The sequence below is a fragment of the Methylobacterium aquaticum genome, from assembly GCF_016804325.1.
GTDB lineage: Bacteria > Pseudomonadota > Alphaproteobacteria > Rhizobiales > Beijerinckiaceae > Methylobacterium > Methylobacterium aquaticum_C.
In genome coordinates this window covers 5,367,772-5,393,957 of sequence record NZ_CP043627.1, presented here as the reverse complement: position 1 = coordinate 5,393,957, position 26,186 = coordinate 5,367,772, and the positions used below count along the sequence as shown (strand labels likewise).

Annotated in this window: 21 protein-coding genes and 1 pseudogene; 10 read left to right on the top strand and 12 right to left on the bottom strand. The window is 71.4% G+C overall.

Annotation, left to right across the window (positions count from 1 at the left end; genetic code table 11):
• Nucleotides 1-368 precede the first annotated feature (368 nt).
• The 3 genes from F1D61_RS24590 (at nt 369) to F1D61_RS24580 (ending at nt 6,477) form a co-directional block, all read left to right on the top strand.
• Nucleotides 369-797 (top strand): hypothetical protein, encoded by a 429-nt coding sequence (locus F1D61_RS24590; RefSeq protein ID WP_203154686.1) that lies wholly within the window; start codon nt 369-371, stop codon nt 795-797.
• Nucleotides 798-869: 72 nt separating this feature from the next.
• On the top strand, nt 870-3,194 hold the full coding sequence (locus F1D61_RS24585) for a Tex family protein (protein ID WP_203154684.1): 2,325 nt from the start codon (nt 870-872) through the stop codon (nt 3,192-3,194).
• A gap of 1,063 nt (nt 3,195-4,257) precedes the next feature.
• Nucleotides 4,258-6,477, top strand: a complete 2,220-nt coding sequence (locus tag F1D61_RS24580; RefSeq protein ID WP_246775510.1) for a CHASE domain-containing protein — start codon at nt 4,258-4,260, stop codon at nt 6,475-6,477.
• Between the two features lie 545 nt (nt 6,478-7,022).
• Here F1D61_RS24580 and F1D61_RS24575 read toward each other — a convergent pair.
• From F1D61_RS24575 to F1D61_RS24560, 4 genes are read right to left on the bottom strand one after another with little or no spacing between them, the layout of a single operon-like run.
• Complete coding sequence (locus F1D61_RS24575) at nt 7,023-7,496, bottom strand: hypothetical protein (protein WP_203154682.1); 474 nt, start codon at nt 7,494-7,496, stop codon at nt 7,023-7,025.
• Nucleotides 7,497-7,537: 41 nt separating this feature from the next.
• Entirely contained in the window at nt 7,538-8,845 is a 1,308-nt protein-coding gene (locus F1D61_RS24570) for a flavin monoamine oxidase family protein (protein ID WP_203154681.1), read from the bottom strand.
• 9 nt (nt 8,846-8,854) lie between these two features.
• Complete coding sequence (locus tag F1D61_RS24565) at nt 8,855-9,409, bottom strand: hypothetical protein (RefSeq protein ID WP_246775509.1); 555 nt, start codon at nt 9,407-9,409, stop codon at nt 8,855-8,857.
• Nucleotides 9,406-11,238, bottom strand: a complete 1,833-nt coding sequence (locus F1D61_RS24560; RefSeq protein WP_246775508.1) for a hypothetical protein — start codon at nt 11,236-11,238, stop codon at nt 9,406-9,408. The genes F1D61_RS24565 and F1D61_RS24560 overlap by 4 nt, the downstream gene beginning before the upstream one ends.
• 194 nt (nt 11,239-11,432) lie before the next feature.
• Here F1D61_RS24560 and F1D61_RS24555 point away from each other — a divergent pair, with 194 nt between their 5' ends.
• Nucleotides 11,433-12,935: an NAD(P)/FAD-dependent oxidoreductase gene (locus F1D61_RS24555; RefSeq protein ID WP_203154680.1), complete on the top strand. Its 1,503-nt coding sequence runs from the start codon at nt 11,433-11,435 to the stop codon at nt 12,933-12,935.
• Between the two features lie 174 nt (nt 12,936-13,109).
• Nucleotides 13,110-14,276 carry a complex I NDUFA9 subunit family protein gene (locus F1D61_RS24550; protein ID WP_203154679.1) on the top strand — a complete coding sequence of 389 codons (1,167 nt, stop codon included), beginning with the start codon at nt 13,110-13,112 and terminating at the stop codon, nt 14,274-14,276.
• Nucleotides 14,277-14,389: 113 nt separating this feature from the next.
• Here the strand turns inward: F1D61_RS24550 and F1D61_RS24545 are convergent, their stop codons facing one another.
• Both F1D61_RS24545 and argH read right to left on the bottom strand, forming a co-directional pair.
• Nucleotides 14,390-15,172, bottom strand: a complete 783-nt coding sequence (locus tag F1D61_RS24545; protein WP_203154677.1) for an SDR family oxidoreductase — start codon at nt 15,170-15,172, stop codon at nt 14,390-14,392.
• A gap of 349 nt (nt 15,173-15,521) precedes the next feature.
• Nucleotides 15,522-16,913: an argininosuccinate lyase gene (gene argH / locus F1D61_RS24540; RefSeq protein WP_203154675.1), complete on the bottom strand. Its 1,392-nt coding sequence runs from the start codon at nt 16,911-16,913 to the stop codon at nt 15,522-15,524.
• Here argH and tlpA point away from each other — a divergent pair.
• On the top strand, nt 16,912-17,556 hold the full coding sequence (tlpA, locus tag F1D61_RS24535; protein WP_203154674.1) for a thiol:disulfide interchange protein TlpA: 645 nt from the start codon (nt 16,912-16,914) through the stop codon (nt 17,554-17,556). The genes argH and tlpA overlap by 2 nt on opposite strands.
• 67 nt (nt 17,557-17,623) lie before the next feature.
• Here tlpA and F1D61_RS24530 read toward each other — a convergent pair whose 3' ends face one another.
• Together F1D61_RS24530 and F1D61_RS24525 are read right to left on the bottom strand one after the other, a co-directional pair.
• Nucleotides 17,624-17,935 carry a hypothetical protein gene (locus tag F1D61_RS24530; RefSeq protein ID WP_203154672.1) on the bottom strand — a complete coding sequence of 104 codons (312 nt, stop codon included), beginning with the start codon at nt 17,933-17,935 and terminating at the stop codon, nt 17,624-17,626.
• 10 nt (nt 17,936-17,945) lie between these two features.
• Nucleotides 17,946-19,019 (bottom strand): hypothetical protein, encoded by a 1,074-nt coding sequence (locus F1D61_RS24525; RefSeq protein WP_246775507.1) that lies wholly within the window; start codon nt 19,017-19,019, stop codon nt 17,946-17,948.
• A gap of 228 nt (nt 19,020-19,247) precedes the next feature.
• Between F1D61_RS24525 and nhaA the strand changes: the two are divergent.
• Nucleotides 19,248-20,386: pseudogene (gene nhaA / locus F1D61_RS34435) on the top strand (Na+/H+ antiporter NhaA); the annotation flags it as partial.
• 70 nt (nt 20,387-20,456) lie between these two features.
• Here nhaA and F1D61_RS24510 read toward each other — a convergent pair.
• The 3 genes from F1D61_RS24510 to F1D61_RS24500 all read right to left on the bottom strand — a co-directional run bounded on the left by F1D61_RS24510 (nt 20,457) and on the right by F1D61_RS24500 (nt 22,408).
• Nucleotides 20,457-20,642 carry a hypothetical protein gene (locus F1D61_RS24510; RefSeq protein ID WP_203154671.1) on the bottom strand — a complete coding sequence of 62 codons (186 nt, stop codon included), beginning with the start codon at nt 20,640-20,642 and terminating at the stop codon, nt 20,457-20,459.
• A gap of 159 nt (nt 20,643-20,801) precedes the next feature.
• A complete protein-coding gene (locus F1D61_RS24505; protein WP_432443175.1) occupies nt 20,802-21,221 on the bottom strand; it encodes an SWIB/MDM2 domain-containing protein in 420 nt (139 codons plus the stop codon).
• A gap of 173 nt (nt 21,222-21,394) precedes the next feature.
• Nucleotides 21,395-22,408, bottom strand: a complete 1,014-nt coding sequence (locus F1D61_RS24500) for an aldo/keto reductase (protein ID WP_203154669.1) — start codon at nt 22,406-22,408, stop codon at nt 21,395-21,397.
• A gap of 312 nt (nt 22,409-22,720) precedes the next feature.
• Between F1D61_RS24500 and F1D61_RS24495 the strand changes: the two genes are divergently transcribed.
• From F1D61_RS24495 to F1D61_RS24485, 3 genes are all read left to right on the top strand, one after another.
• The gene (locus tag F1D61_RS24495; RefSeq protein ID WP_203154667.1) at nt 22,721-23,962 is read left to right on the top strand and encodes an MFS transporter; all 1,242 of its coding nucleotides are present in this window, start codon (nt 22,721-22,723) and stop codon (nt 23,960-23,962) included.
• A gap of 72 nt (nt 23,963-24,034) precedes the next feature.
• Nucleotides 24,035-24,820 carry a hypothetical protein gene (locus F1D61_RS24490; protein WP_203154665.1) on the top strand — a complete coding sequence of 262 codons (786 nt, stop codon included), beginning with the start codon at nt 24,035-24,037 and terminating at the stop codon, nt 24,818-24,820.
• Nucleotides 24,821-24,924: 104 nt separating this feature from the next.
• On the top strand, nt 24,925-25,617 hold the full coding sequence (locus tag F1D61_RS24485; RefSeq protein ID WP_246775506.1) for a sigma-70 family RNA polymerase sigma factor: 693 nt from the start codon (nt 24,925-24,927) through the stop codon (nt 25,615-25,617).
• 26 nt (nt 25,618-25,643) lie between these two features.
• Here the strand turns inward: F1D61_RS24485 and F1D61_RS24480 are convergent, their stop codons facing one another.
• Nucleotides 25,644-25,919, bottom strand: coding sequence for a hypothetical protein (locus tag F1D61_RS24480; RefSeq protein WP_246775505.1), 276 nt, complete (start codon nt 25,917-25,919; stop codon nt 25,644-25,646).
• Nucleotides 25,920-26,186 lie beyond the last annotated feature (267 nt).

Sequence of the window (26,186 nt, the reverse complement as noted above, 5' to 3'; positions counted from 1 at the left end):
ATCACGGGCGGCCGACGCGAGTCGGCCGCCCGTTTTCGTTTCAATTCATTTCTTGAGCGGGCATGACATGAGCCTGGCTTGACCTAGAGGCATCGGGCCACAATGATATCGTCCGGAGCCTGTTCGATCGAACTCTCCAGATCCGACACCCTCCGCGTCATTCCGGGGCCGCGAAAGCGGAGCCCGGAATCCAGACACGCAGGTCGCGCAGGATAAAGCGGAATGCGATCCGCCTTTTTCTGAATCGTCGGCGGCTCTGGATTCCGGGCTCCGCTGCGCGGCCCCGGAATGACGGAGTGGGTGTCAAGACTGTCGGGAAAGTCGAAGAGCTTCAGAGAGGATCGATCGATCCTCGACGGGAGGACGCCATGCCCCGGTTTCTCGTGCTGCTCGCGGCAGGCCTCGCCTCCGCCATCCTCTACAGGCTCGTCCACGCGGCGCTCGGCGGCTCCCTGGCCCCGGCCGTCGTCCCGTTGGCGGCCGGGTTGATCGCCTGGTCCGCGATGATCGTGGTCCTCACGCTGCCGCCCGTCGAGCGGCGCGTCTCGACCGGTCATCGCCTGAACTGGCAACTCGGCGCCCAGGTCGGCCTGGTCCTCGCCCTCCTCGACGGGGTGCCCCTGTGGCGCCTGCCGGGTGGCGACGACACGATCGTCCTCGTCGTCCTCCTCGGCATCCCCGTCGTGGCGCTGACCCACGTCACCACCTGCGCCCTCTTCACCCGTGCGGAGCGCGAGGCATGCTCCGGTCACCGCCATGCCCGGACCGAGGAGTCGACCGGCGCTCCACCCGCCTGATCCACCCTTCCAACTCGCCCCCAAGCCCTCTAAGGACACGCCTCCCCGTCGCCCCGGAATCGCGGAGTCGTCATGTCCAGCATCACCCAGCGCATCGCCACCGAACTCGGCGCGCAGGAATGGCAGGTCAAGGCGGCGGTGGACCTGCTCGACGGCGGCTCGACGGTGCCGTTCATCGCCCGCTACCGCAAGGAGGTGACCGGCACCCTCGACGACGCGCAGCTCCGCACCCTGGAGGAGCGCCTGCGCTACCTGCGCGAACTCGAGGCCCGGCGCGCCGCGATCCTCGAGAGCGTACAGTCCCAGGGCAAGCTCGACGATGCCCTGAAGGGGCAGTTCCTCGCCGCCGACACCAAGGCGCGGCTCGAAGACCTCTACCTGCCGTTCAAGCCGAAGCGCCGCACCAAGGCGCAGATCGCCCGCGAGGCCGGTCTCGGGCCGCTCGCCGAGGCTCTGCTCTCGCGCCCCGATCAGGTGCCGCTTCAGGCAGCCTCCCCCTTCGTCGACGAGGCCAAGGGCGTGGCGACGCCGGAAGCCGCTTTGGAGGGCGCCCGCGCCATCCTGGTCGAGCGGTTTTCCGAGAATGCCGAATTGCTCGGGCACCTGCGCGAGGCGTTCTGGACCCGCGGCAGGCTCGTTTCCAAGGTCCGCGAGGGCAAAGCGCAGGACGGCGCCAAGTTCTCGGACTATTTCGATTTCTCCGAGCCCCTGACCCGCCTCCCCTCGCACCGGGTGCTCGCGCTCTTCCGCGGCGAGAAGGAGGAGATCCTGGACCTGCGCCTCGACGAGGCGCCGGAGGGGGTCGATGCGCAGAGCCTCTATGACGGCCGCATCGCCCTCTCGGCCGGCATCCAGGATCGCGGCCGGCCCGGCGACCGCTGGCTGATGGACGCGGTGCGCTGGGCCTGGCGCACCAAGCTGAAGCTCTCGATCGAGCTCGACCTGCGCGCGCGCCTCTGGGACGCGGCGGAGACGGAAGGTGTGCGGGTCTTTGCCGGCAACCTGCGCGACCTGCTGCTCGCCGCCCCCGCCGGCGCCCGCCCGACGCTCGGCCTCGATCCGGGCTACCGCACCGGCGTGAAGGTCGCGGTGGTGGACGCTACCGGCAAGGTGGTGGCGACGGACACGATCTACCCGCACGAGCCCCGGCGCGACTGGAACGGCGCGCTGATGACGCTGGCCAGGCTGTGCCGGGCCCATGGGGTGGACCTCGTCGCCATCGGCAACGGCACCGCCTCGCGGGAGACCGACAAGCTCGCCGCCGAGCTGATCGCCAAGCAGCCGGAGCTGAAGCTCACCAAGGTGATGGTGTCGGAGGCCGGCGCCTCGGTCTACTCGGCCTCGGCCTATGCCAGCGCGGAACTGCCCGGGCTCGACGTGTCGCTGCGCGGCGCGGTCTCGATCGCCCGGCGCTTGCAGGACCCGCTCGCGGAACTGGTCAAGATCGAGCCGAAGGCGATCGGCGTCGGCCAGTACCAGCACGATCTGGCGGAGGGGAAGCTGTCGCGCTCGCTGGACGCGGTGGTGGAGGATTGCGTGAACGGCGTCGGGGTCGACGTCAACACGGCGTCGGGCCCGCTGCTGGCCCGGGTCTCGGGCCTCAGCGAGCGGGTGGCCCAGAACATCGTCAGCCACCGCGACAGCAACGGGCCGTTCCGCAGCCGCTCGGGGCTGAAGAAGGTCGCGGGGCTGGGCCCCAAGGCGTTCGAATTGTCGGCGGGCTTTTTGCGGATCCAGAACGGCGACGATCCGCTCGACGCGTCCGGCGTCCACCCGGAGGCCTATCCGGTGGTGCGCCGCATCCTCCAGGCGACGAAAAGCGACATCAAGGCGGTGATCGGCAACGGGGCGGTGCTCAAGGGCCTGAACCCCAAAACCTTCACCGACGAGACCTTCGGCCTGCCGACCGTCACCGACATCATCGCCGAACTGGAAAAGCCCGGCCGCGACCCGCGCCCGACCTTCAAGACCGCGACCTTCCAGGACGGCGTCGAGAAGATCGGCGACCTCAAGCCCGGCATGGTGCTGGAGGGTGTGGTGACCAACGTCGCGGCCTTCGGCGCCTTCGTGGATGTCGGCGTCCACCAGGACGGGCTCGTCCACATCTCGGCCCTGTCCAAGACCTTCGTGAAGGATCCCCGGGCGGTGGTGAAGCCCGGCGACGTGGTGCGGGCGAAGGTCTTGGAGGTGGATGTGCCGCGCAAGCGCATCTCGCTGACCCTGCGCCTCGACGACGAGGTCGGCGCCCGTCCGCCGCGGGAGCAGGGCGGCCAGAACCGCGACGCGCCCCGCCGCGACGCCCCGCGCCCGCAAGCCCGCCGCGAGGAGCCGGCGGGGGGTGGTGCGCTGGCGGATGCGCTGCGCAAGGCGGGGCTGGATCGCGGGTCGCGGCGCTGACGGGGGTTCGTTGAATCGAGGGCAGGCGATCGCTACCGTGACCGCATGACGTCACGATAGCGAAAGCCCGTCTCATGCGGACGGTTCAGATGAGGGACACCGACGCGGTCGGTGGATCGATGAGCCACAGCGGCGACCTGTTCGCTCACTGCGCGCTCTCGCTCCTCGCGCCGGGTCGATCCGGTCGACACGAAGTCGTACCGACGACCTCAGCCTCGGAGCCTGTCTGAACTGCCCTCTACAGATCCCGAACCCTCCTCGTCATTCCGGGGCTGCGAACGCGGAGCCCGGAATGACGAGGAGGTTGTCAGAGCCTGTTTGACTTGCGAAAATTCAGCTGCAACGACCTTTTTCCATCCCTCTCGCGACCTCATCCTGAGGTGCGACTGAAAGGAGCCTCGAAGGAGAGCTCCAGAAGTCTTCGCGATCCCTGGAGCCCTCCTTCGAGGTCAGTCGATTTTCAATCGACTGACACCTCAGGATGAGGTCGTGTGTGGGAGCAAGTGCTTGAGTCAGTCAAACAGGCTCTCAGAAATCCGTCGAGACACTCAAACAGGCTCCGAGATTACAGGCAACACAGTATGGCGAGGGAGCCGGAACGCTCTATCGTGAACCGCAGGCGCTGACGGTCCTCCACCCCGCACCCGGATGCCGTAAGGAACCCGCAACCATCGCGGGGCGAGGCTCGGAACGGAACGGCAGAGCTTCGAGTTGAGGGCCGCTGATCCGGGAGCCATCCTTGAGATGACCTTGCTACGATGCGGCCGGCAACAGTTCGAGCGCCTGCGACGCGGCAATGGCATGCCGCGCGCCGTGAAGACCGGCCCGGCGAATCGTGGGACGGCTCGCCGTCCACCATCGGTCTCCGAATCGCGTGAACCGGTGCTGTGACGCCATCATGGGCTCGCCCGACACCCACCCTTCCGTTACGACGAATCGCTTCATCCGACCGGCTTCCCGCGTGCATCCAGCGTCCCCCCCACAGGGCGAGGTCGAAACGGCCGCCCCCCCGATCCCTTCGTCATCGCGGGCGTCGCGCTGGATCCCGCACGCGATCCTGGCCGTGGGCCTCATCGCGACGGCCTTCAGCACCGCCCTGATCTGGCGGGCGGGGGAGCTGCGCGACCGGCTGACCTTCCTCCACGCCACCGACATCGAGCTGCGCACGATCGAGGACCAGTTCCGCACCTACACCGCCCTCCTGCGCGGCGGCGCCGGCCTGTTCGCGGCCAACGACGACACCGTCACGCTGGCGCAGTTCCGGGCCTACGTGCAGCGGATCGAGTTCCAGACCCTGTATCCCGGCGTCCTCGGCTTCGGCTTCACCCCGGCCATCCCGGCCGCCGAGCGCGAGCGTTTCGCCGCCAGGGCCGAGGCCCTGGGCGTACCGGGTTTCCGCGTGCGCCCGCCGAGCGACAACCCGATGCTCAGCGCGATCCTGTTCGCCGAGCCGCCGAACGCCCGCAACCAGGCGGCGATCGGCTACGACGTGATGTCCGATCCCGTCCGGCGCGACATGGTCGAGCGGGCGCGCGACACCGGCCATCCGGCCGCCTCGGCCCGGATCCAGCTCGTGCAGGAGATCGACGCCAACAAGCAGGCCGGCTTCCTCGTCGCCATGCCGGTCTATGCCGGCGGGGCCGTGCCGGCGGAACTCGCCGAGCGGCGGCGGCGCTACCTGGGCTTCGTCTTCGGGGCGTTCCGGGCCGACGACCTGTTCAACAGCATCGTGTCGGCCAAGGCCGAGGACGACGCCGCCTTCGCCATCTACGACGGGGCGCCCGGCCCGGCGACGCTGCTGCACCGATCCCCGCGGAGCCCGGAGGCGGTGGCCGGCCGCCTCACCCGCGAGGCGACGATCGAACTGGGCGGCCGCACCTGGACCGTGCAGTTCGAGCAGCGCCTGTCGCCGCAGCGCGCCTCGGCCCTGCCGGAGATCGCCCTCGTCGGCGGCGGCGGCCTCCTCGCCACCGCCCTTCTGGGCTTCGCGGCGTTCCGGCAGCGCCGCATCCAGGACGAGATCCGGCGGCTCAACGCCTCGCTCGAAGCCCGGGTCGAGGATCGGACCCGCGACCTGCGCGAGACGGCCGACCGGCTGCGGCAGGCCGGCGAGGAACGCGCCCGCATGGAGGAGGTCCTGCGCCAGTCGCAGAAGATGGAGGCGGTGGGCCAGCTCACCGGCGGGCTGGCGCACGACTTCAACAACCTGCTCGCCGGCATCTCCGGCGCGCTGGAGCTGATCGAGACCCGCATCGGCCAGGGCCGGTCGAAGGACGTCGCGAAATACATCGCCGCCGCCCAAGGCGCCGCGAGGCGGGCGGCGGCGCTGACCCACCGCCTCCTCGCCTTCTCGCGCCGCCAGACCCTGGCGCCCAAGGCCACCGACGTGAACCGGCTGGTGGACGGGATGCTCGACCTGATCCAGCGCACCGTCGGCCCGGGGATCGACCTGCGGCACCGGGGGGCGGACGACCTCTGGCCTGCGCTCGTCGATCCCTCGCAGCTCGAGAACTCGCTCCTGAACCTGTGCATCAACGCCCGGGATGCGATGCCGGAGGGCGGCCGGATCGTCATCGAGACGGAGAACCGCTGGATCGACCGCCGGCAGGCCGAGGCGCAGGACATGCCGGAGGGGCAATACCTGTCGCTGTGCGTGACCGATACCGGCACCGGCATGCCGCCGGAGATCGTCGCCCGGGCCTTCGACCCGTTCTTCACGACGAAGCCGATGGGCGAGGGTACGGGCTTGGGCCTGTCGATGATCTACGGCTTCGCCAAGCAGTCCGGCGGGCAGGTGCGGATCACCTCCGAGGTCGGCGCCGGCACGACCGTCTGCCTCTACCTGCCGCGGCACCGGGGCGAGGCGGAAGCGGACGGGCCCGACACGGGAAAGCGTCCGCTGCCCCAGGCGGAGGCGGGCGAGACCGTGCTGGTGGTGGATGACGAGCCGACCGTGCGCATGCTCGTGGCGGACGTCCTGAACGACCTCGGCTATACCGCCATCGAGGCCGCGGACGGGGCCGGGGGCTTGAGGGTGCTCCAGTCTGACGCGCGGGTGGACCTGCTGGTGACCGATGTCGGCCTGCCCGGCGGCATGAACGGGCGCCAGATGGCGGACGCCGCCCGGGTCGGCCGGCCGGACCTGAAGGTCCTCTTCATCACCGGCTTCGCCGAGACCACCCTGCTCGGCGACCGGCAGCTCGAACCCGGCATGGCCGTCCTGACGAAGCCCTTCGCGGTCGAGGCCCTGGCGGCGCGCATCCGCGAGATGATCGCGCCTTGAGAGTTTGTTTGGCTTGCCAAGGCGGCATCGTGAAAAATTCTTTTATCCCGCTCGCGACCTCATCCTGAGATGTTAGAGCATTCTTGAGCAGGATTTCTACTCAAGACTCTAGGAAAGCGGGATCATCCTACCCTCTCACCTCATCCTGAGGTGTTAGCCGATTGAAAATCGGCTGACCTTGAAGGAGGGCTCCAGGGATCACCGAGACTTCTGGAGACCTCCTTCAAGGCTACACGATCTGCGATCGCTCCGCACCTCAGGATGAGGTGGAAGGGCAGGATACCTCCTAATTCTTCTCAGCTTTTGTCAAATCACTCTGCTCAAACAGGCTCTTGGTCGATCGAAAACCGACTGCCCTCGAAGGAGGGCTCCAGAAGCCGCTACGATCCCTGAAGGCCTCCTTCGAGGTCAGTCCATCTTCGATGGACTAACACCTCAGGATGAGGTCGCGAGTGGGAATGAGCATCCCAACCAAACAGGCTCTGATACACCCGGTCGCGGGGCAAGGCGTCATCCCGCCTCGCAGCGCCTGATCATGACGGCCACTACTTCCCCGCCGCCTCGCTCGTCGTCGTGAACGTCCCCTCGAAGCGGCCGCGCTGGGTGTCGGCCGCGCAGGCGACGGTGGAGCGGCCCGGGCCTGCCTGCGGGAAGCGGCAGGAGCCGACGGTCATCAGGGTGTCGCGGGTGATGCCGCCATCGGTCGCCTTCACCGAGAGGATCACGGCGCTGACCGGCTGGAGCGCGTCGACCCCGACCTCCTCCTGGCGGTCCTGCGGCATGCCGGTGCCGCTGAAGCTGACCGTCGTGCCGTCGCTCGAGGTGAAGTCGAACGAGGTGCGCCGGCCCTGGACCGTGTTGACGATGCTCTCGCCGCAGGTCGGGCTGACGTCCTTGCCGGCGACGACGAGCTTCTCGCAGGTGCCCTTGAGCACGTTGCGGGTCATGGGCTGCGCGTGGAGCTCGGCGGTGCAGGAGAGGCCGAGAAGCACGAGGACGGTGAGGAGACGTGTGAGCATGACGGGAATGTAGGAACCGCGCGCCGGAAACCAATGTGGACTTACTGCAAGGCGGCCGCGATCGCATCCGCCGCCCGCTCGCCCTCCGCGAAGGCGCCGCCCGCGGTGCCCCATTGCTCCCGCGACAGGGCCTCGCCGGCAAACCACACACGCTCGCCCACCGCCTCCTTCAGGAGGTCGCGGGCGCCGGTATGGCCCGGCGGCACCACCGCCCAGGAGCCGCGCGACCAGGGATCGTGGCGCCACTCGGTCACCGCCGGCACGGCGAGGTCGCGCAAGAACCCGCGCCCGACCTGCTCGGCCAGGGTCTCGCGCACCAGCCGGCGCGCCCCGTCGGCCCCGGCCCGGGCCGCGTCGAGCCGGGCGGCCAGGGGCACGTCGAGCTCGAAATAGTGGAACGGCGTCCCGTCGACCCGCGTCAGCAGGCCCGGCGGCTGGAGCCGGCCGCCGACCAGGCTGGCCAGCCGGTCGCGGCCGCGGAACGGCGAGGACGGCCAATGCAGCACGACGTGCTCGTAGATGCCGGTGCGGAATCCGTCGATCGCCGCGCGCACCGGGCCCGGCAGGTCGGGGGCGAAGCGCAGGGCCGGGGCCGGCTCCTGCAGCACCATCATCGGGGCGGTGACCAGTGCCGCCCGCGCCCGCAAGGTGCCGCGCGCCCCGAGATCGAGCCGCACCCCCTCCCCCGCCCAGTCGAGGGCGGCGACCGGGGTCGCGAGCGCCACCGGCAGCCCGGCGGCGAGGCGGGCGAGATAGGCGCCGTAGCCGCCGGCGATGAAGAAGTTGTCGCCGTATTCCATGCTGGGGAAGTCGTGCAGGCTGATCTCGCCGAGCGGCCGGCCCGAGACGAGGCCGTGGACCAGGGAGACCCGCTCGCCCCAGGGCCCGAGGCCCGGCGGCAGGGCCTGCGCCGCCGGCCGGTCCGCGCCGGGCAGCCGCGCGCCGTCGGTCATCGCCCGGTCGGCGACGGACCAGGCGCGGCCGAAGGCGAGTTCCTCCGCCCGCCGGCCCGGACGGCGCCCGATCCACAGGTGGCTCTCCTGCGCCGCCCGGCGCAGGGGCTCGCCGCGCTCGAATCCGAGGGACACCAGGGGGTTGATCGGCCCGGCATGGAGCCAGTGCGCGCCGAGATCGACCGGATGGCCGCGCAGGGGCGTGGTGACGGTACGGCCGCCGAGCCGCGGGCGGGCCTCCAGCACGGCGACCGACAGGCCGCGGGCGCGGAGCCGGCGCGCCGCGCCGATCCCGGCGGCGCCGGCGCCGATCACCGCGACGTCGGGCTCGTGAGGCAGGGCCGCGAGGGGCGGGACGGAGGTGGGGCTCAGGTGCTCGTGGGCTGCGCGCGGCATTGACGGTCGTCACCCCTTGCTGGATTCGGTGCCGGCTGCCGCCGCGATCCCGTCGAGCCAGCGGGTCAGCCGCTCGCGGCTCGTCGCCGGGACGGGGCAGCCGGCCTGGCTGCGGATGTAGAGCGCGAGGCTGGAACGGCCCTCCCCGCGGCCGACGATCTCGGCGACGATCGTGTCGGGGCAGCGCAGCCAGGCGGTGCGGGCGACGTAGCGGTCCTGCTCGCCCCACCGGTCGGTGAAGACGAGCGCGGTGCGCGGCTGGCGCTCGGCCACCGCCCGGACGATCTCGCGCAGGCGCGCGCCCGGAACGGAAAAGTCCGGCGGCACCGCATCGGGTCTGGCGAGGGGGCAGATATCGGCCGCGCAGGCAAGGGCATCGCTCCGGGACGGCACGCGCCGGAGGGTCGCGAAATCGACCGGACCGAGATCGGGCGGGCCGAACAGGGCAATCCAGACCTCCTCGATGCCGCCGGGCTCCTCGCCGCGGGCGACCGCCACGGCTCCGGCGGCCAGGGCCGCGAGGAACAGGATCAGCAGGGAGAGCGCGGCGGCACGCCCGATCACGATTCAGCCTTTCGCAGGCCCGGATGCGAGACGCCAGACCCGGACGGGTGTGTCCTGCACCGGGACCGGCTCCAGCCCGGACGGGGTGATCTCGCCGCGCCCGAGACGATCCGCGAGGCTCGGCCCCTCGCCCGGCTTCGCGGGGATGCGCAGGCGATGATGTAGTCCGCCCCCACCCGCGCGGCCACCGTCGCCAGGTTTTTCTCGTCCCGGAACGCCTCGATCGAGGCGGCGAGGCCGGACAGCGCCCGGTGATAGGGCGCCGCCACGACGGAATGGTGGCTGTGCAGGAGCAAGCTCGGCCCGAGATCGATCTCGGCGAGGACCACGCCCGGCGGCAGGGCGTCGAGGGCGGCGATGGCCCGGCGGTCGCTGCAGCTGCGCCAGGCGGCGTGCTCGGCCTCGAAAGCCTTGCCGTCGCCCGTCAGCGCCTGCGGCACCGTCGCGACGAGGAGCCAGAGCTTGCCGCACAGGGCCAGGCTCAGGGCCAGGGCGGCGAGGCGGCGGCGCGGCGGCGCCTCGGGCGCGCGCAGCAGCGCGACGGCGCGGTCGAAGACCGGGCCGGCCACCAAAGGCACGAAGGCGCCGGCCACGTAGAGGCCGCGGAACTGCGCGGCGCCCAGGGCCGCGCCGAGCCAGAGCATCCCGGCGGTCCCGGCCATCAGGCGGCGGCGGGCGGGATCGCGCCCGCGCCGGGCCCAGAGGGTCGCCGCCGCGGCGCCGATCAGCACCGGCAGGTGGCCGGCGACGGCCACTTCGGGCGCGATTCCCGCGAGCTGCCAGACCGGGAGCATCTCGCGCACCTTCACGAGCCACTCCTGCCGCACGAGGTCGGGCATGCCGGTGAACGGCCCGGCGGCACAGGCCGGGAACAGCACGAGGAAGCCCCCGACCGCGACGCCGCCGCAGGCGGCGAGCAGCCCGAGCCGCACGCCCCACCGGCGTTCGTCCGGCACCAGGGCCGCCGAGGCGGCCGTGACGGCGGCGGCGGCCCCGAGCCAGAGCCAGGGCGGCGAGAGCGCGTCGCAGGCGGTCGCGGTCCAGAGGGAGGGAGCGGTCTGGGCGAGGAAGAGGAGGGGGGCGGCGAGGCCGAGGGCGAGGCCGAAGCCGCGGAAGGGCGGGAGCGCGGCGCGCCCGTCGCGCAGCCAGAACCCGGCGAGGACGAGGCCGGCCCCGGCGATGAACGGCAGCGCCTCGAGCCCGACCGCCAGCGAGAATGCCGCGAGCAAGCCGGCGAGCGCCCCGTCCCGCCCGGTCGGGGACGGCCGGGCGAGCAGCAGGACGAGGGGGAGGATCGCGCAGATCTGGACGTTGTGGTGGTCGATCCGCCCCGGGGCGAACAGGCTGGTGACGAAGACGGCCTGGGTGCCGGCAAAGACCGCGAAGGCTCCGGCGCGCCAGCCGAAGGCGGCCCGCACGCCCCGGTAGAGGATCGCGGCGTAGAGGGCGAGCAGCAGCAGCGGCCACAGGACCGCGGCGATCCCCTCCGCCCGGACCGGGCCGGCGAGGCTGCGCGCCAGGAGGATCAGGCCGGCGATCGGCGCATCGACGAAGCGCGACCAGTGCATCGGCGGCGCGCCGGCATGGCGGTGCTGGACGAGATCGAACCAGGGCTGGCCGGCGAGGAGGTCGCGCACCTCCACGAGCCGCATGGCGTCGTCGGTGTCGGGCAGGCTCAGGTCGCGCGAGACCGCAAGCAGGTCGGACCAGGACGCCACGCCGACGAGCCCGGCCAGCACGAGGAGCCAGACGACCCACGGCCGCTCGAAGGGGGACCGCCCGGCCGCCTGGGATCCGGACCGGGCCTGCGGGAGCGGAGCGGCGAGCATGACGGGCTCCTGCGGGCCGAAGAACGGGTCGGGACATCGCCCGCTTCGCACGATCGCCCTTACCCCCCGGTTAGCGGGGGCGGTTGAGCGGTTCTTTACCATCCGGGCGCTAAAGCTCGGGGAAGAGAGTCACGTCCCCAGAGCCCCGTCCTTCACGCGGACACGGCCGTGAGCGCCCCGGAGCAGCCCGAGCGATGAGCCTTCACACCGAGACGCTGGTGATCGGCGGGGGACCGGCGGGCCTGACCACCGGCTACATGCTGGCCAAGGCCGGCCGCGACGTCGTGGTGCTGGAGCGCGACGCGACCCAGGTCGGCGGCATCAGCCGCACCGTGGAATACAAGGGATTCCTGTTCGACATCGGCGGCCACCGCTTCTTCTCGAAGGCGAAGGAGGTGGTCGATCTGTGGAACGAGATCCTGCCCGACGACTTCATCGAGCGGCCGCGCCTGTCGCGGATCTACTACAAGGGCAAGACCTACGCCTACCCGCTCAAGGCCTTCGAGGCCCTGCGCAACCTCGGCATCCTCGAGAGCGGCCTTTGCGTCGCCTCCTATCTCTGGGCCCGCGCCCGGCCGATCAAGGACCCGAGAAGCTTCCACGACTGGGTCCGCAACCAGTTCGGCGAGCGGCTGTTCTCGATCTTCTTCAAGACCTACACCGAGAAGGTGTGGGGCATGTCCTGCGACGACATCTCGGCCGACTGGGCGGCGCAGCGCATCAAGGGGCTCGACCTCGGCGCCGCGATCCGCGACGGGGTCAAGCGCTCGCTGGGGCTGCACCGGCCGGCCGCCGGCGACGGCGCGGTGATCAAGACCCTGATCGAATCGTTCCGCTATCCCCGCCGCGGCCCCGGCATGATGTGGGACGCCGCCGCCGCCGCGATCCGGGGCAATGGCGGCCGCGTCCTGCTCGACCGGCGAGTCGACGGCCTGTCCTACGACGCCGCCACGAAGCTCTGGACGGTGAGCGCCCGGCGCGGGGATGGCAGCCGCGAGACCTTCACGGCCCGCAACGTCGTCTCCTCGGCGCCGATCCGCGAGCTCGTCGGCGCGATCCGGCCGGCGCCCCTGAGCACCTTCCAGGCCCGCTCCTTGCGCTACCGCGACTTCGTCACCGTGGCGCTGATCGCGCGGGCCAAGGACAGCTTTCCGGATAACTGGATCTACGTCCACGATCCGGCGGTGAAGGTCGGGCGGGTGCAGAACTTCCGCTCCTGGTCGCCCGAGATGGTGCCGGACGAGGCCTATACCTGCCTCGGCCTCGAATATTTCTGCTTCGAGGGCGACGGGTTGTGGAATGCGCCCGATTCCGAGCTGATCGCGCTCGCCCGGCGCGAGATCGGCCTGATCGGCCTCGTCGATCCGGCGAGCGTGGTCGATGCCTGCGTGGTGCGCCAGCCCAAGGCCTATCCGGTCTACGACGACGCCTACCGCGCCCACGTGGCGACGATCCGCCGGGACCTGGAGGGCAGCTACCCGACCCTCCACCTCGTCGGCCGCAACGGCATGCACAAGTACAACAACCAGGACCACGCCATGATGACCGCGATGCTGACGGCGCGGAACATCCTGCTGGGCGAGCGGCGCCACGACGTGTGGAACGTCAACGAGGATGCCGAATACGCCGAGGACGGGGTCTCGGGCGCGCGGGACGCGCTCGGCAGCGAGCGGATGGTGCCGCGCAAGGTGGCGTGAGCCTCCCGGCGCGGGCTGAACGCCGCCATGCGGGATGAACGGTGCGGACCTGCACCCGTTCCGGGGCCCCGCGACGGCGTCGGAGCTTCACAGGACCCCGCCCCTCGACTATGGAGCCGGCACGAGCCCCCGCACACTCGGCCCGATGAAGACCCGCGGAAGGACCCCACGACCATGACCGGCTTCGACCATGTCGGCCTGACCCGACCCGCCTCGCAGCTCGTGACCGTGTTCGGGGGGTCGGGCTTCCTCGGCCGCCACGTGGTGCGGGCGCTGGCCAAGCGCGGCTACCGGATCCGGGTGGCGGTGCGCCGGCCCGATCTCGCCCAGTTCCTCCAGCCCCTCGGCCGGGTCGGCCAGATCGTCGGCGTGCAGGCCAACCTGCGCAACCCGGCCTCGATCGCCCGGGCGGTGGAGCATGCCGACATCGTCGTCAACCTCGTCGGCATCCTGCAGGAGAGCGGCAGCCAGAGCTTCCAGCGCCTCCAGGCCGACGGCGCCGCCGAGGTCGCCCGGGCCGCCGCCGCGGTGGGCGCCCCGCTGGTCCACGTCTCGGCGCTCGGCGCCGACGCGAACTCGGCCTCGTCCTATGCCCGCTCGAAGGCGGCCGGCGAGGCCGGCGTGTTCGCGGCGCGGCCGGACGCGGTGGTGTTCCGCCCCTCGATCGTGTTCGGGCCGGGCGACAGCTTCTTCAACCGCTTCGCGGGCCTCGCCCGCATGCTGCCGGTGCTGCCGCTCGCCGGCGCCAACGCGCGGATGCAGCCGGTCTTCGCCGGCGACGTCGCCGAGGCGATCGCCCGGGCGGTCGAGGGCGGGCTCCAGGGCGGCCGGGTCTACGAGCTCGGCGGTCCGGAGATCCTGACGCTCCAAGAGCTCGTCGCGTACACCCTGAAGGTGACGATGCGCAGCCGCGTGGTGCTGCCGCTCCCGGCTCCCGCCGCCCGGCTCCAGGCCCGCGTGATGGAACTCGCCGACACCCTGACGCTGGGCCTCCTGCCCGATACCCTGAAGCTCACCCGCGACCAGGTCACCCTGCTCCAGAGCGACAACGTCGTGTCGGACGCCGCCAGGGCGGAAGGCCGCACGATCGAGGGCATCGGCATCGCGCCCACCGCGATCGAGGCGGTGGTGCCGGGCTATCTCTGGCGCTTCCGCAAGGCGGGCCAGTTCGCCACCGGCCGCGGCACCCCCGAGATGGCCGCGACCCCCGACCTGATCGCCGCCGAGCCGATGGGCCCCGGCTCGCAGCACCATCCGGGCAATGCCTCGGGCCCGGCCATCGGCCAGCTCGCGGCGGGTGCGGGCCCGGCGCCGGGGGTGCGCTGGGGCAAGCGGCAGTAAGAGCTCCGCAGGTTCGGGCATGAAAACGGGCGGTCCCGCGGGGCCGCCCTTTTTCATGCCGTCCGGGCCCAGTCGACGCGGCGGCGGGACGTAGGGTCCCGCCGCTCCTGTCGTCAGATCGACCGCACGGCCCCACCATCGACCCGGATCATGCTGCCGGTGACGTAGGAGGCGCGCTCGGAGGCGAGGAAGCAGGCCACGTCGGCGAATTCCTGCACCTTGCCGTAGCGCTTGGCCGGAATCGCCGCGCGGGCGGCTTCGGCGATCTCGTCGCGGGACTTGCCCTGCGCCTTGGCGTTGGCGGTGTCGAGCTCGCCCGTGCGGTCGGTCTCGATCCGGCCGGGCAGGATCATGTTGACGGTGACGCCGTCGGCCGCGACCTCGGAGGCGAGCGTCTTGGCCCAGCCGGCGATCGAGGCGCGCAGCGCGTTCGACATCACCAGGTTCGGGATCGGCTGCTCGACGCCGCTCGACGCCACCACCACGATGCGGCCGAAGCCGGCCTGGCGCATCCCCGGCAGGACCAGCCCGGCGAGGCGGAAGACCGGGGTCACCATCGCCTCGAACTGGGGCGTCCAGGCCTCGGGCTGCACGGTCAGCGCCGTCGCCGCCGGCGGGCCGCCGGTATTGGCGACCAGGATGTCGACCCCGCCGAGATGCTCCTGGGCGGCGGCATGGATCGCCTCGACGTTCTCCTTCAGGCTGCCGGCGAAGGCGTAGGCGCGGCCCTGGCCGCGGGCGTTGATCGCCGCCACCGCCTCGTCCAGGCGCTCGGCGGTGCGGGCGGTGAGCAGCACGTCCGCGCCCTCGGCCGCCAGGGCCTCGGCGATGCCGCGGCCAAGCCCGCGGCTGGACGACAGGACGAGGGCGCGCTTGCCCTTGAGACCGAGATCCATGGTGATTCCTCCCGTGATGGTCGAGCTTGTTCGGAGCCGTCAGGAACTAACACACGCGCAATCCCCATCCCACCCGGGCCTCGCCCCGGGGAGTCCGCTTGACGACCAGAGACGCGATTGACACCCGCACAGTCATCCCGGGGCCGCGTAGCGGAGCTCGGGATCCAGAACCTCAGGCGCATAAGAATGAGGCGGCACGCAGCCCGCCATCTTCTGAGCCATCCGCGGTTCCGGATTCCGGGCTCCGCTTTCGCGGCCCCGGAATGACAAGGAGGGTGTCATGTCCGTCGCCGCGTTCGAGCGGCGCTCGGGACGAGGGTTCGGATGGGACGAGCGAGGCGAAAATCGCTCAGGCGGTCTCGCCAGCGAGCCGCTTCAGCCAGCCTTCCGCCTGCATCCGCACGTTGTCCGGCGCGGTGCCGCCGTAGCTGGTGCGGCTCCCCACCGAGTTCTCGACGCCGAGCACAGCGAAGACGGCGTCCGAGATGCGCGGCTCCGCCTCCTGCATCACCGCGAGCGGCAGCGCCTCCAGGCCGATGCCGCGGGACGAGGCCTCGCCGACGAGGCGGCCGGTGACGTGGTGGGCATCGCGGAACGGCAGGCCGAGCTCGCGCACCAGCCAGTCGGCGAGGTCGGTGGCGGTGGCGTAGCCGGAGCCGGCGGCCACCTTCAGCACCTCCGGCACCGGCTCGAGGTCGCGGACCATGCCCGCCATGGCGGCGAGGCACAGCGAGAGGGTCTGGAGCGCGTCGAACGTGCCCTCCTTGTCCTCCTGCATGTCCTTCGAATAGGCGAGCGGCAGGCCCTTCATGACGATGAGCAGGCCCGAGAGCGCACCGATGATCCGGCCGGACTTGGCCCGGACCAGCTCGGCGGCGTCGGGGTTGCGCTTCTGCGGCATGATCGAGGAGCCGGTGGTGAACCGGTCCGACAGCTTGACGAAGCCGAACTGGGCCGAGGTCCAGACCACGATCTCTTCCGCGAAGCGCGACAGGTGGACCGCGGCGATCGCCGCCGCCGAGAGGGCCTCCAGGGCGAAGTCGCGGTCGGCCACCGAATCGAGGGAATTCGCCGTCGGCCGGTCGAAGCCGAGGCTCGCCGCCGTGGCGTGGCGGTCGATCGGGAACGAGGTGCCGGCGAGCGCCGCCGCACCGAGCGGGCATTCGTTGAGGCGGGCGCGGGCGTCGCGGAACCGGCCGCGGTCGCGGTTCAGCATCTCGACGTAAGCGAGGAGATGGTGCCCGAAGGTGACCGGCTGGGCCGATTGCAGGTGGGTGAAGCCCGGCATCACCGTGCCGGCATGCTTCAGCGCCAGCTCGGCCATCGCCTGCTGCAGGTCGGCGGCCTGGCCGTCGAGGGCGTCGAGGGTGTCGCGCACCCACAACTTCATGTCGGTGGCGACCTGGTCGTTGCGCGAGCGCGCGGTGTGCAAGCGCCCGGCCGAGGGGCCGACGATCTCGCGCAACCGGCTCTCCACGCTCATGTGGATGTCTTCCAGCTCGCGGCGGAACTCGAAGGTCCCGGCCTCGATCTCGCCTTGCACGGTCTTGAGCCCGGCCTCGATCTTCGCCACATCCTCGGCCGGCAGGATCCCCGCCTTGCCCAGCATCGCGACGTGGGCGAGCGAGCCCCGGATGTCCTGGGGGGCGAGGCGCTTGTCGAAACCGATGGAGGCGTTGATCTCCTCCATGATCTCGGCGGGGCCGCTCGCGAAGCGCCCGCCCCACATCCGGTTGCTCATGTCCACACCTCGTCTCGCATCACCGCGAAAAGCCCGCCTCGCCCTCGCAGGGGGGCTCGTCGCCGTCCTCGGCCTCGGGGCTGCCCTATACGGGCTTGGCGACCGGGGCAACGGCGGCGCCTGCCCGCTCGGGGCCGCCACCGCCGCCCGCGTCGCACCTCTCGCCCGCGGCGAGGTGGCGGCGCTCCAGGTCGCCTCCAACCCGAGACCTGCGCCCGCCATTGCCTTCACCGGGCCGGACGGGCAGCAGAGGACGCTCGCCGACCTCAAGGGCCGGACCTTGCTCCTGAACCTGTGGGCGACCTGGTGCGCGCCGTGCAAGGCGGAGATGCCGGCCCTCGACCGGCTCCAGGGCGAACTCGGGGCACAAGATTTCGAGGTGGTGGCGCTCAACCTCGACACCCGCAACCCCGACCGGCCGCCGCGCTGGATGCAGGAGAACGGGATCTCCCGGCTGGCCTATTACTCCGATCCGGCCGGGCGGGCGCTGCCGGCGCTCCAGCAGGGCGGCGCCGTCGTGGGCTTGCCCACCACCTTCCTGATCGACCCGTCCGGCTGCGAGATCGGCGTGATGAAGGGTCCGGCGGAATGGGCGAGCGAGGATGCCTTGAAGCTGGTGCGGGCGGCGCTCGGGCGGGGGTGAGCCGCAGGCGCTAAAAGATGTCCGGCCGCGCGGGCGCGGCCGGACCTTCGGCGTTGGACGGCTCCGATCAGGGAGCCTGGAAGCCCTCGTGGCCCCAGTTCAGGGTATTCCCCTTGCGGGGCTTGTCCGGCATCTGTGTTCGCTCGGCCCAGGCACGCAGTGACAGCTTCTCGACCGGGGAAAGGGCCGCTGTCGTCGCCGAGTCGAGCTGCGCCGGTGTCTTGATGCCGGGCAACGCTCCCAGCGCATCAATCACCGGCTTCTCGGCTTCGACCACGAAGACGCGCTCGGAGAATTCCTGGGTCTTGTGCGCGCGCATGAGGGCCGACCACGTGCCGGCATCCGCCTCGGCGGGATCTACGATCACGACCTGTTCCATTTCAGGCCTCCTACACGACGCCGGGTGTCGGCGACAGACCGGACGTCCGGGGCATTGTGTAGCCGAGATGGTACGGGGTCTCGGTGCACATGGCCCAATCGTTGCTCTTCATGATGCATGGCACGCCGCCATCATCCGCGCAATTCTCGCAGTTGAGGTTCGGGCGACCATACACACCGTGCGACCCGCCACAATTGCACCCGCTCAGGGCGTATTCGTCCGGCGCACCGAACACGTGCCCTGTCTCGTGTGCAAACACCCGATCGAGGTTGTCGGTTCCCCAGCCGTCGTTATCGTAATGCATCACGACGTAATCGCCCCGGCAATAGGCGAAATGCTGAAGCTGGTAGTGGGTGAAGAACGCGCAGTAGGCGGCCCGCGCACTCTTTGCCGCCTTGATCGTCTTGATATATCGGGCGATTCCGGACGATCCGGCCGGCTGGCCGATGGCTGCGAGCGCTGCATCACGCCATGGCGCCTCGTATTGCTCGAACACGTCACTGCCCGTAGCGTGTTGGCCCGCGGTGGCGGGCGTGGTGATCGAGGCGACCTGAATGTCGTACGCGAAGGTTACATCCCGTGCCGGCGCCCTCCCCCCGAGGAAGCTCAGGCCGTTCTGCACCTCGGCGACGATCTTCTGCTGCTGGACGTCCGTCATCTCCAGGGATCCGGGCCCCGAGACGATGACGAGCCCCACCGCGATCCGGCCTGCCAAGCGCCGGGCGACCGGGGCCTGCTGCACGACGCTCGGTGCGGGCGGTACAGGCGGAGCGGGCGGCAGCGGTCGATCGTGCTGCTGCGGCTGGTCGGCGTCGTCGCCCCAGGATGCCGACTTGTGGGGACGGTTCTCTTTCGCATCCTGATAGGACGTCCGCAGCCGCAGCTTGAAGGCCTGGAGCCCCAGGCGCTCCTGCTCGGTCAAGCCCGCCTCGTTGATCGGAGATTGCAGCACGGTACCTGGTGCCAGCCCGATCCGCACCACCGGCCCATAATCGTGCAGCACAGGCAGGGGCGCAGCCATGATCCCCCCTTCGTGGATCACCGGCGCCAGAAGCGCCTCGGGAAGGTTGACGTCGCCGGCCATCGTAGGAACACCTCGGTCACGGTTGATGCTCCTCGCAAAAGATCAAAAAATCATTTCCTTGTGAAGACTGTCAATTCGGTCCGAACGCACCACAATTAGCTCTAACTTATTGGAAAAGTATTTTCCGAAAAAGCCCGCCGGCAGACATCGGCGGAGCGGATCCGTCGTTTCCACCGCCTCCGCGTTGATCCTGCTTACGATTCCTGGCAGGCGGGGCGCCGTGCAGGCATCCCCTCTCCCCGCCCCTCCCCCCGGCGCCTGCCGCGCCCGCTCTCCGCCCTGCGCAACCTGCTGGTGAGCAGCTCGGGCGGCGGGCTCGTCCTGATGGCGAGCGCGGTGCTCGCCATCATCGTCGCCAACGGCCCCTATGGTGGCCGCTACGCGAGGGCGCTGCACGCCACTCTCGGTCCGTTGAGCCTGCTGCACTGGAGCCTGATGGCGGTGTTCTTCCTGCTCGTCGGGCTGGAGATCAAGCGCGAGATCCTGGACGGGGGCCTGCGCACCTGGCCGGACCGGGTGCTGCCGGGCATCGCGGCCCTCGGCGGCATGGCGGTGCCGGCGCTCGTCTACGCAGCGGTCAACTGGTCGTCCCTCGACACCTGCGGGGCTGGGCGATCCCGGCCGCCACCGACATCGCCTTCGCGCTGGGCGTGCTGGCTTTGCTCGGCTCCCGGGCGACGGTCTCGCTCAAGATCTTCCTCACCGCGCTCGCCATCCTGGACGATCTCGGTGCCGTGGTGATCATCGCCCTGTTCTACACCGCCGACCTCGCCTGGCCGATGCTGGCGCTCGCCGGGGCGGTGACGGGGATGCTGGTCGTGCTCAACCGCCTCGGCCTGCGCCGGCTCGGGCCCTACCTGATCCTCGGCGCCGTGCTCTGGCTGCTGGTGCTGCGCTCGGGGCTTCACGCCACCGTGGCGGGCGTGATCCTGGCGCTGACGATCCCGCTGCGGGCGGGCCCCGGCCGGCCCGACGACGCGGCCTCTCCCCTGCACCGGCTGGAACACGCGCTCCAGCCCTGGGTCGCCCACGGGATCCTGCCTGTCTTCGGCTTCGCCAATGCCGGCGTGTCGCTGGCCGGGCTGACGCCGGGCGCACTCTGGGCCCCCGTCACCCTCGGGGTTGCGGCGGGTCTTTTTCTCGGCAAGCAGGTCGGGGTATTCGGCGGCGTCTGACTCGCGGTGCGGACAGGCCTTGCCTCGATGCCCGCCGGCGCCACCTGGCGCCACGTCTACGGCGTGGCGCTCCTCTGCGGCATCGGCTTCACCATGAGCCTGCTCATCGGCGGCTTGGCCTTCGCGACCAATCCTGAATTCGACACCGAGACGAAGCTCGGGGTGATCATGGGAGCGGTGCTCTCGACAGTGGGCCGGGGCACTGGCGCTGTCGCGCGGGCCGCGACCGGAGGCGCCGTCGGGCTTCAATCGGGCATCGAGGTCATGGGGCGGAGGACGACAGCGGCGCGCAATCGCGCCGGCCGCCAGCCAGGCAATCCTCGCGCGCCGCTTCCCGGCGCAAGCTGTCGGCGAGCCAGACACCGCCGGCCACCAGGATGATCAGGAACGGGATCGCGGCGAGCGCGCGTCGTCGGCCGGACTCGTCCGGGTCGCGGGTCTCAAGCATCGATCATTCGGACAAGCCGGGAGGCGCCCGGGGCGCATCCGGCCCGCGGGGCATCGGTCGACGGGAGAACCCCGTCCCGCCCCGGCAGGGGAACGGATGGCCGCGTCGCGCGACCATCCGGACGGGAGGAGGCGGATCGCCCGGAGTCGGACCGTCGCCCTACTTCAGGTGCTGGGCGAGGTACTTGTTCATCTCGAACATCGTCGCCTTGTCCTTGCCGAAGACCTTCTTCAGCTTGTCGTCGGCGAGGATCTCGCGCTTGTTCTCGGGGTTCTGGAGCGAGTGGGTGCGGATGTAGTCCCACACCTTGCTCACCACCTCGCCGCGCGGGATCGGGCTGTCGCCGACGATCGCCGCGAGCTCGGGGGTGGGCTGCAGCGGCTTCTGCAGGGCGTTCGGCTTGTCGCCGGACTTGGGAGCGGCGACCTTCTTGCCCTTGGCAGTCTCCTTGGCCGAGTCCTTGCTTTCATCCTTGGCGTCGTCCTTGGCGGCGGCGGCCTTCGGGGCGGCCTTGGCCTTCGGGGCGGCGGCCTCGGGCTCGGCTTTCGTCTCGGCTTTCTTGGTGGTCTTGATCGCCATCGGTCTCCTCCGGTCTGCAACCCATCTCCCAGGGTCGAACAGTGGACATGCCTGGGCACATAGCGTCAACAACTAAGCCGTGGGCGGCGCGTTCCAAGAGGAAATCGCCGTCGGGACGGCGTCATCCACACCGGATGCGCCGTCAGCCTGACGATGGCGAGCGTGGCTCACCCTCACTCCGCCGTCCAGGTGGCGCGGCCCTCGAGCGGATAGGCCGGGTCGGTGTAGCCCGGGGTCGAGGGATGGCCCGCCGGCACCAGGCCGTCGACCAGGGCCTCGTCCTCCGGGGTGAAGCGGTAGGCAAGCGCGCCCGCATAGGCCCGCCACTGGTCGAGGGTGCGCGGGCCCGCGATCACCGCCGTGACGGCGCGGTTGTTGAGCACCCAGGCCACCGCGAAGTCGATCACCGAGGCGCCCTTCGCTTCCGCATGGGCCTTCAGCTGCTCGGCGATGCGCAGGCTCTCGGGACGCCACTCGGTCTGCATCATCCGGGTGTCGCCGCGCCCGGCGCGGGTGCCCTCGGGCGGCGTCTCGCCGGGACGGTACTTCGCCGTCAGCACGCCGCGGGCGAGCGGCGAATAGGGCACGACGCCGAGCCCGTAATGGGCGCAGGCGGGCAGGTGCTCGACCTCCGGCATCCGATTGAGGGCGTTGTAATAGGGCTGGCTCGCCGCCGGCCGGTCGATGCCGTGCTCGTCGCAGAGGCGGCAGATCTCCGCCACCCGCCAGGCGCGGTGGTTGGAGACCCCGAAATAGCGCACCTTGCCGGCCCTGATCAGGTCGGCCATCGCCCGCACGGTCTCGGAAAGCGGCGTCTCGTGGTCCTCCTTGTGGAGGTAGTAGAGGTCGATCCGGTCGGTGTTGAGCCGCTTGAGGCTGGCCTCGCAGGCCTGCACGATGTGGGCGCGGGACAGGCCGCGGTCGTTCGGCCCCGGCCCCATCGCGTTCGCCACCTTGGTGGCGAGCACCCAGGCGTCGCGGTCGCGGGCGATGGCCCGGCCGACCACCTCCTCCGAGCGCCCCTCGGTATAGGCGTTCGCCGTGTCGATGAAGTTGATCCCCTGGTCGCGGGCCTCCGCGACGATGCGCGCAGCCTCGTCGTCGGGGGTCGGCCCGCCGAACATCATCGTGCCGAGGCAGAGGGGCGAGACCTTCAGGCCGGACCGGCCGAGCGTGCGGTACTCCACAGGCGTTCCTCCCGCGATGATGGCGTTTGCATGGCCATGGCGGCCCCGCCGCACCCATCCGCTTTTCGTGATGTGGATGCTGGGGTTTTCCTCCTCTTCACCCCGTTCGGCAAGGTCGCGTTAAGCACGGAATCGCGAAGGTCGCGTCCATGATCATCGCCGCTCTCTCCCTCGCCCTCTGCGCCGCCGGCGCCCTCGTTCTCGGCCTCGGGGCCATCGTCACGGTCGAGCCGCCGCGGGACCACCCGCACGGCGCCGGCCTCCTCTAAACCCGGCCGCGCGGCGTCGGCGAAGACCGGGTAGGCTTGCACGATGCAGGCCGTCCCGGGCGCGCTGCCGCGCTTCCTCCTCGTCTACGCCGCGCTCTATGCCGGTTACGGCCTCACGACGCCGTTCCTGCCCGCGCTCCTCGCCGAGCGCGGGCTCGGCCCCACCGAGGTCGGGCTGGTGCTCGCCGCCGGCACCGGCATCCGCCTCGTCGCCGGTCCGCTCGCGGGCCGCGTCGCCGACCGGCTCGCCGCCGGACGGGGCGTGCTGGCGCTCTGCGCCGCCCTCTCGGGCCTGAGCGCCCTCCTCTACCTCGCCGGCCACGGATTCACCGGGCTTCTGCTCGCCGGCCTCGCGCACGCCGCCGCGACGGCGCCCCTCGCGCCTCTCGCCGACGCCCTGGCGATCCCGGCGTCGAAGGCGTCCCGCTTCGCCTACGGCACCGTGCGGGGCGCGGGCTCGGCCGCCTTCATCGCCGGCACCCTGGCGGGCGGGCAGGTCGTGGGGGCCCTCGGCCTCGCGGCCCTGCCGGTGGCGGGCGCCCTCGCCTTCGCGGGCCTTGCCGGGGCGACATTCCGCCTGCCGGCCGCCGGGACGGCCGCCGGGGCGCCCGTCACGACCGGGGCCGGATCGCTCCTGCGGTCGGCCGCCTTCCGCCGCCTCGTCGCGGTGGCCGCCCTGGTGATCGGCAGCCACGCGGTTCACGACGCCTTCGCGGTGATCCGCTGGCGCGCGGCGGGCCTGAGCCCGGCGACCGCGAGCCTGCTCTGGGCCGAGGCGGTGGCGGCGGAGGTGCTGGTCTTCCTCGTCGTCGGCCCAACGCTCCTCGCCCGCCTCGGCCCCGCCGGCGCCCTGGCGCTGGCGGCCGGCGCCGGGATCCTGCGCTGGTCGGTGGCCGCGCTCACCGTCGCGGTGCCGGTCCTCGTCGGCATCCAGGCCCTGCACGGGCTGACCTTCGCGCTCCTGCACCTCGCGGCGATGCAGATCCTCGGCCGGACCGTGCCGCCCGGTCTCGCTGCGACGGCCCAGACCCTCTACGGCACCCTCGGCCTCGGGATCGCCACCACCCTGGCGACGCTCGCCGCCGGCCCGCTCTACGGCGCCCTCGGGGCGGGGGCGTTCTGGGTCATGGCGGGCGCCTGCGCGGCGGCCCTGCCGCTCGTGCGAGGCTTGCCGACAGGAGGCTTACCGACCGCAGGCTTACCGACCGGAGGCTTGCCGACGGAAGGCCCGCCGACGGGGGAGTTGCCGGTCGAGAACTCGCGGGAACGGGAGGCCCCGCGATAACGCCGCGCCGCCTTGCGCGGAGAGCGGGAATCGGTCCCCACTGCGTCGGCGGCTGCCCACGAGGAGGACGGCATGACGATTCCACCGGGTTTGGTCCCGTTCACCTTCGACCTGTTCGTGCCGACCTATCCGCCGCTGCGCTCCGGCCGCTGGGCGTTGCATCACGGGGAGAACGTGCTCTGCCAGGGCTACTGGAGCCCGGCGCGGCTGGTGCCGCACGTTACGGCGCTGGTGCGCGGCGACCACACCTGGATGTCGACGACGCCGACCGAACTGGAGAGCCAGGAGACCGGCGTGCGCCTGGCCCGCGGACACGTCGTCGTCTTCGGCCTGGGGCTGGGCTGGTCGGCAGTGGCGAGCGCCCTGCAGCCGGAGGTGACCGCGGTGACGGTGGTGGAGATCGACCCGGAGGTCCTGGCGCTGCACCGGGACCTCGACCTCGCCGCCCAGCTGCCGCCGGCGGCGCGGGAGAAGATCCGCATCGTCGAGGGCGATGCCTATACCTGGCGGCCGGACCGGCCCGTGGACCTGCTGATGCCGGACATCTGGCTGCCGCTGCTCTCCGACGGCCGGGTCGAGGAGGTGCGCCGCATGCAGGACAACGTCCAGGCGACGAGCATCTACTTCTGGGGCCAGGAACTCGAGATCGCCCGACACGCGGCAGCGGCCGGGCACGCCCTCGACGATGACGGCATCCGCGCCGCCATCGCCGACTTCGCGCTGCCGCTGATCGGGCCCGCGCTCCCCGGCTACGCCGGAAGGCTGCGCCAGGCGGCGGCGCGCCACATGCGCGGGCGCTGGCTGCCGGGCACGACGCCGCCCGATCTCACGAACGATCTGGCCCCGGCGGCGGCGTGAGATCGGACGGCGTGCGAGCCGGACATGCCGGCCGAACCGGTATTTCGGCACCATTGCAATGGTACGGAGAGCCGTGCCTTAAGCCGCCGGTCAACCGAGACCGCATGATGGCGCCGTCGACCACGATACGTCCGAACGAGACCGATCCGGACCCGACTCCCCCCGGGTGCGACGAGGCACCCGCCCTGCCGCCCGGCATCCAGGCCCATCTCGGCGCGACCCTGCGCGCCGCCTACGACGATGCGGCACTGCCGCCCTGCGCAAAGCTGGAAGAGCTGGTCTCGCGCCTCGTCGCGGCGCTCGCCGGCCTCGACGCCGCGCCGGCGGAGGCCTTCCGCCGCGACCTGCTGGCGGAGGTGCCGCGGCTGCGCCGCCGGGCCCTGACCCTGTGCAACAACCACGCCCGCGCCGACGACCTGGTGCAGGAGACCCTGCTCAAGGCCTGGGCGGCGCAGGACCGGTTCGTGCCGGGCACCTACCTGGCGGCCTGGCTCTACACGATCCTGCGCAACAGCTTCTATTCCGAGTACCAGAAGCGGACGCGCGAGGTCGGCGATCCCGACGGGCTGTTCGCCGCGAGCCTGGTTTCCCTGCCGGCCCAGGACGGCAATCTCCACCTGCGCGACGTGCAGGCCGCCCTCGACCGCCTGGTGCCGGACCAGCGCGAGGCGCTGCTGCTCTCGGCCGTGCACGACCTCTCCTACGAGGACATCGCCACGGCGATGGCGTGCCGGGTCGGCACGGTGAAGAGCCGGATCAACCGCGCCCGGGCGCGGCTCGCCGAGCTGCTGGGCTGACGGACGGCCCGTTCCCGCGACAACCCCTACCGGTTGCAGCCGACGCAAATGCCGCCGTCGATCCGGTCGTCGAGGCGCTCCTGGCGGGTCCGGTCGTCGATCCGGCGCTCCAGGCGCGTATCGGCCGCGCCGGGGCTCGGCACCGTCGCGCCGACCGCACTGGTATGCGGCGCCGTGATGGTGGAGCGCGGCCCGCCCCCGGTACCGGTCTGGTCGGGGAGGTCTTTCGCCTGCGCCAGAGAGCCGGCGGAAACGAGCGCGCCGACGATGAGCGCGCGGGCGAGGAGGAGAGATGCGGGCACGATAGGCTCCCGTCGCAGGAGGACCTGATTCCGTCGGGCCGCCACGCGGCCGCCGGCACGATCCAACGCGGCAGGGACGCGGCCGTTGCGCCGCCCCTCGTCAGATCAGGAGCGCCGCCGGGAGACCGGCTCCTCGCTCGTATCGGGATGATGACCGAACACGCCGACGGCGACCAGGACGGCAACGAGCCCCAGGGCGATCAGGAACACCTGCATCTCAACTCCTTCGCGCGGGACGGATCGCGACCGGACCCCACGCGCTCCCTT

Excerpts from the sequence above, each read along its gene's own strand:
- F1D61_RS24590 (WP_203154686.1), top strand. The coding sequence starts at position 369 with ATGCCCCGGTTTCTCGTGCTGCTCGCGGCAGGCCTCGCCTCCGCCATC.
- F1D61_RS24585 (WP_203154684.1), top strand. The coding sequence starts at position 870 with ATGTCCAGCATCACCCAGCGCATCGCCACCGAACTCGGCGCGCAGGAA.
- F1D61_RS24575 (WP_203154682.1), bottom strand. The coding sequence starts at position 7,496 with ATGCTCACACGTCTCCTCACCGTCCTCGTGCTTCTCGGCCTCTCCTGC.
- F1D61_RS24570 (WP_203154681.1), bottom strand. The coding sequence starts at position 8,845 with ATGCCGCGCGCAGCCCACGAGCACCTGAGCCCCACCTCCGTCCCGCCC.
- F1D61_RS24560 (WP_246775508.1), bottom strand. The coding sequence starts at position 11,238 with ATGCTCGCCGCTCCGCTCCCGCAGGCCCGGTCCGGATCCCAGGCGGCC.
- F1D61_RS24555 (WP_203154680.1), top strand. The coding sequence starts at position 11,433 with ATGAGCCTTCACACCGAGACGCTGGTGATCGGCGGGGGACCGGCGGGC.
- F1D61_RS24550 (WP_203154679.1), top strand. The coding sequence starts at position 13,110 with ATGACCGGCTTCGACCATGTCGGCCTGACCCGACCCGCCTCGCAGCTC.
- F1D61_RS24545 (WP_203154677.1), bottom strand. The coding sequence starts at position 15,172 with ATGGATCTCGGTCTCAAGGGCAAGCGCGCCCTCGTCCTGTCGTCCAGC.
- tlpA (WP_203154674.1), top strand. The coding sequence starts at position 16,912 with ATGTCCACACCTCGTCTCGCATCACCGCGAAAAGCCCGCCTCGCCCTC.
- argH (WP_203154675.1), bottom strand. The coding sequence starts at position 16,913 with ATGAGCAACCGGATGTGGGGCGGGCGCTTCGCGAGCGGCCCCGCCGAG.
- F1D61_RS24530 (WP_203154672.1), bottom strand. The coding sequence starts at position 17,935 with ATGGAACAGGTCGTGATCGTAGATCCCGCCGAGGCGGATGCCGGCACG.
- F1D61_RS24525 (WP_246775507.1), bottom strand. The coding sequence starts at position 19,019 with ATGGCCGGCGACGTCAACCTTCCCGAGGCGCTTCTGGCGCCGGTGATC.
- F1D61_RS24510 (WP_203154671.1), bottom strand. The coding sequence starts at position 20,642 with ATGCTTGAGACCCGCGACCCGGACGAGTCCGGCCGACGACGCGCGCTC.
- F1D61_RS24505 (WP_432443175.1), bottom strand. The coding sequence starts at position 21,221 with ATGGCGATCAAGACCACCAAGAAAGCCGAGACGAAAGCCGAGCCCGAG.
- F1D61_RS24495 (WP_203154667.1), top strand. The coding sequence starts at position 22,721 with ATGCAGGCCGTCCCGGGCGCGCTGCCGCGCTTCCTCCTCGTCTACGCC.
- F1D61_RS24490 (WP_203154665.1), top strand. The coding sequence starts at position 24,035 with ATGACGATTCCACCGGGTTTGGTCCCGTTCACCTTCGACCTGTTCGTG.
- F1D61_RS24485 (WP_246775506.1), top strand. The coding sequence starts at position 24,925 with ATGATGGCGCCGTCGACCACGATACGTCCGAACGAGACCGATCCGGAC.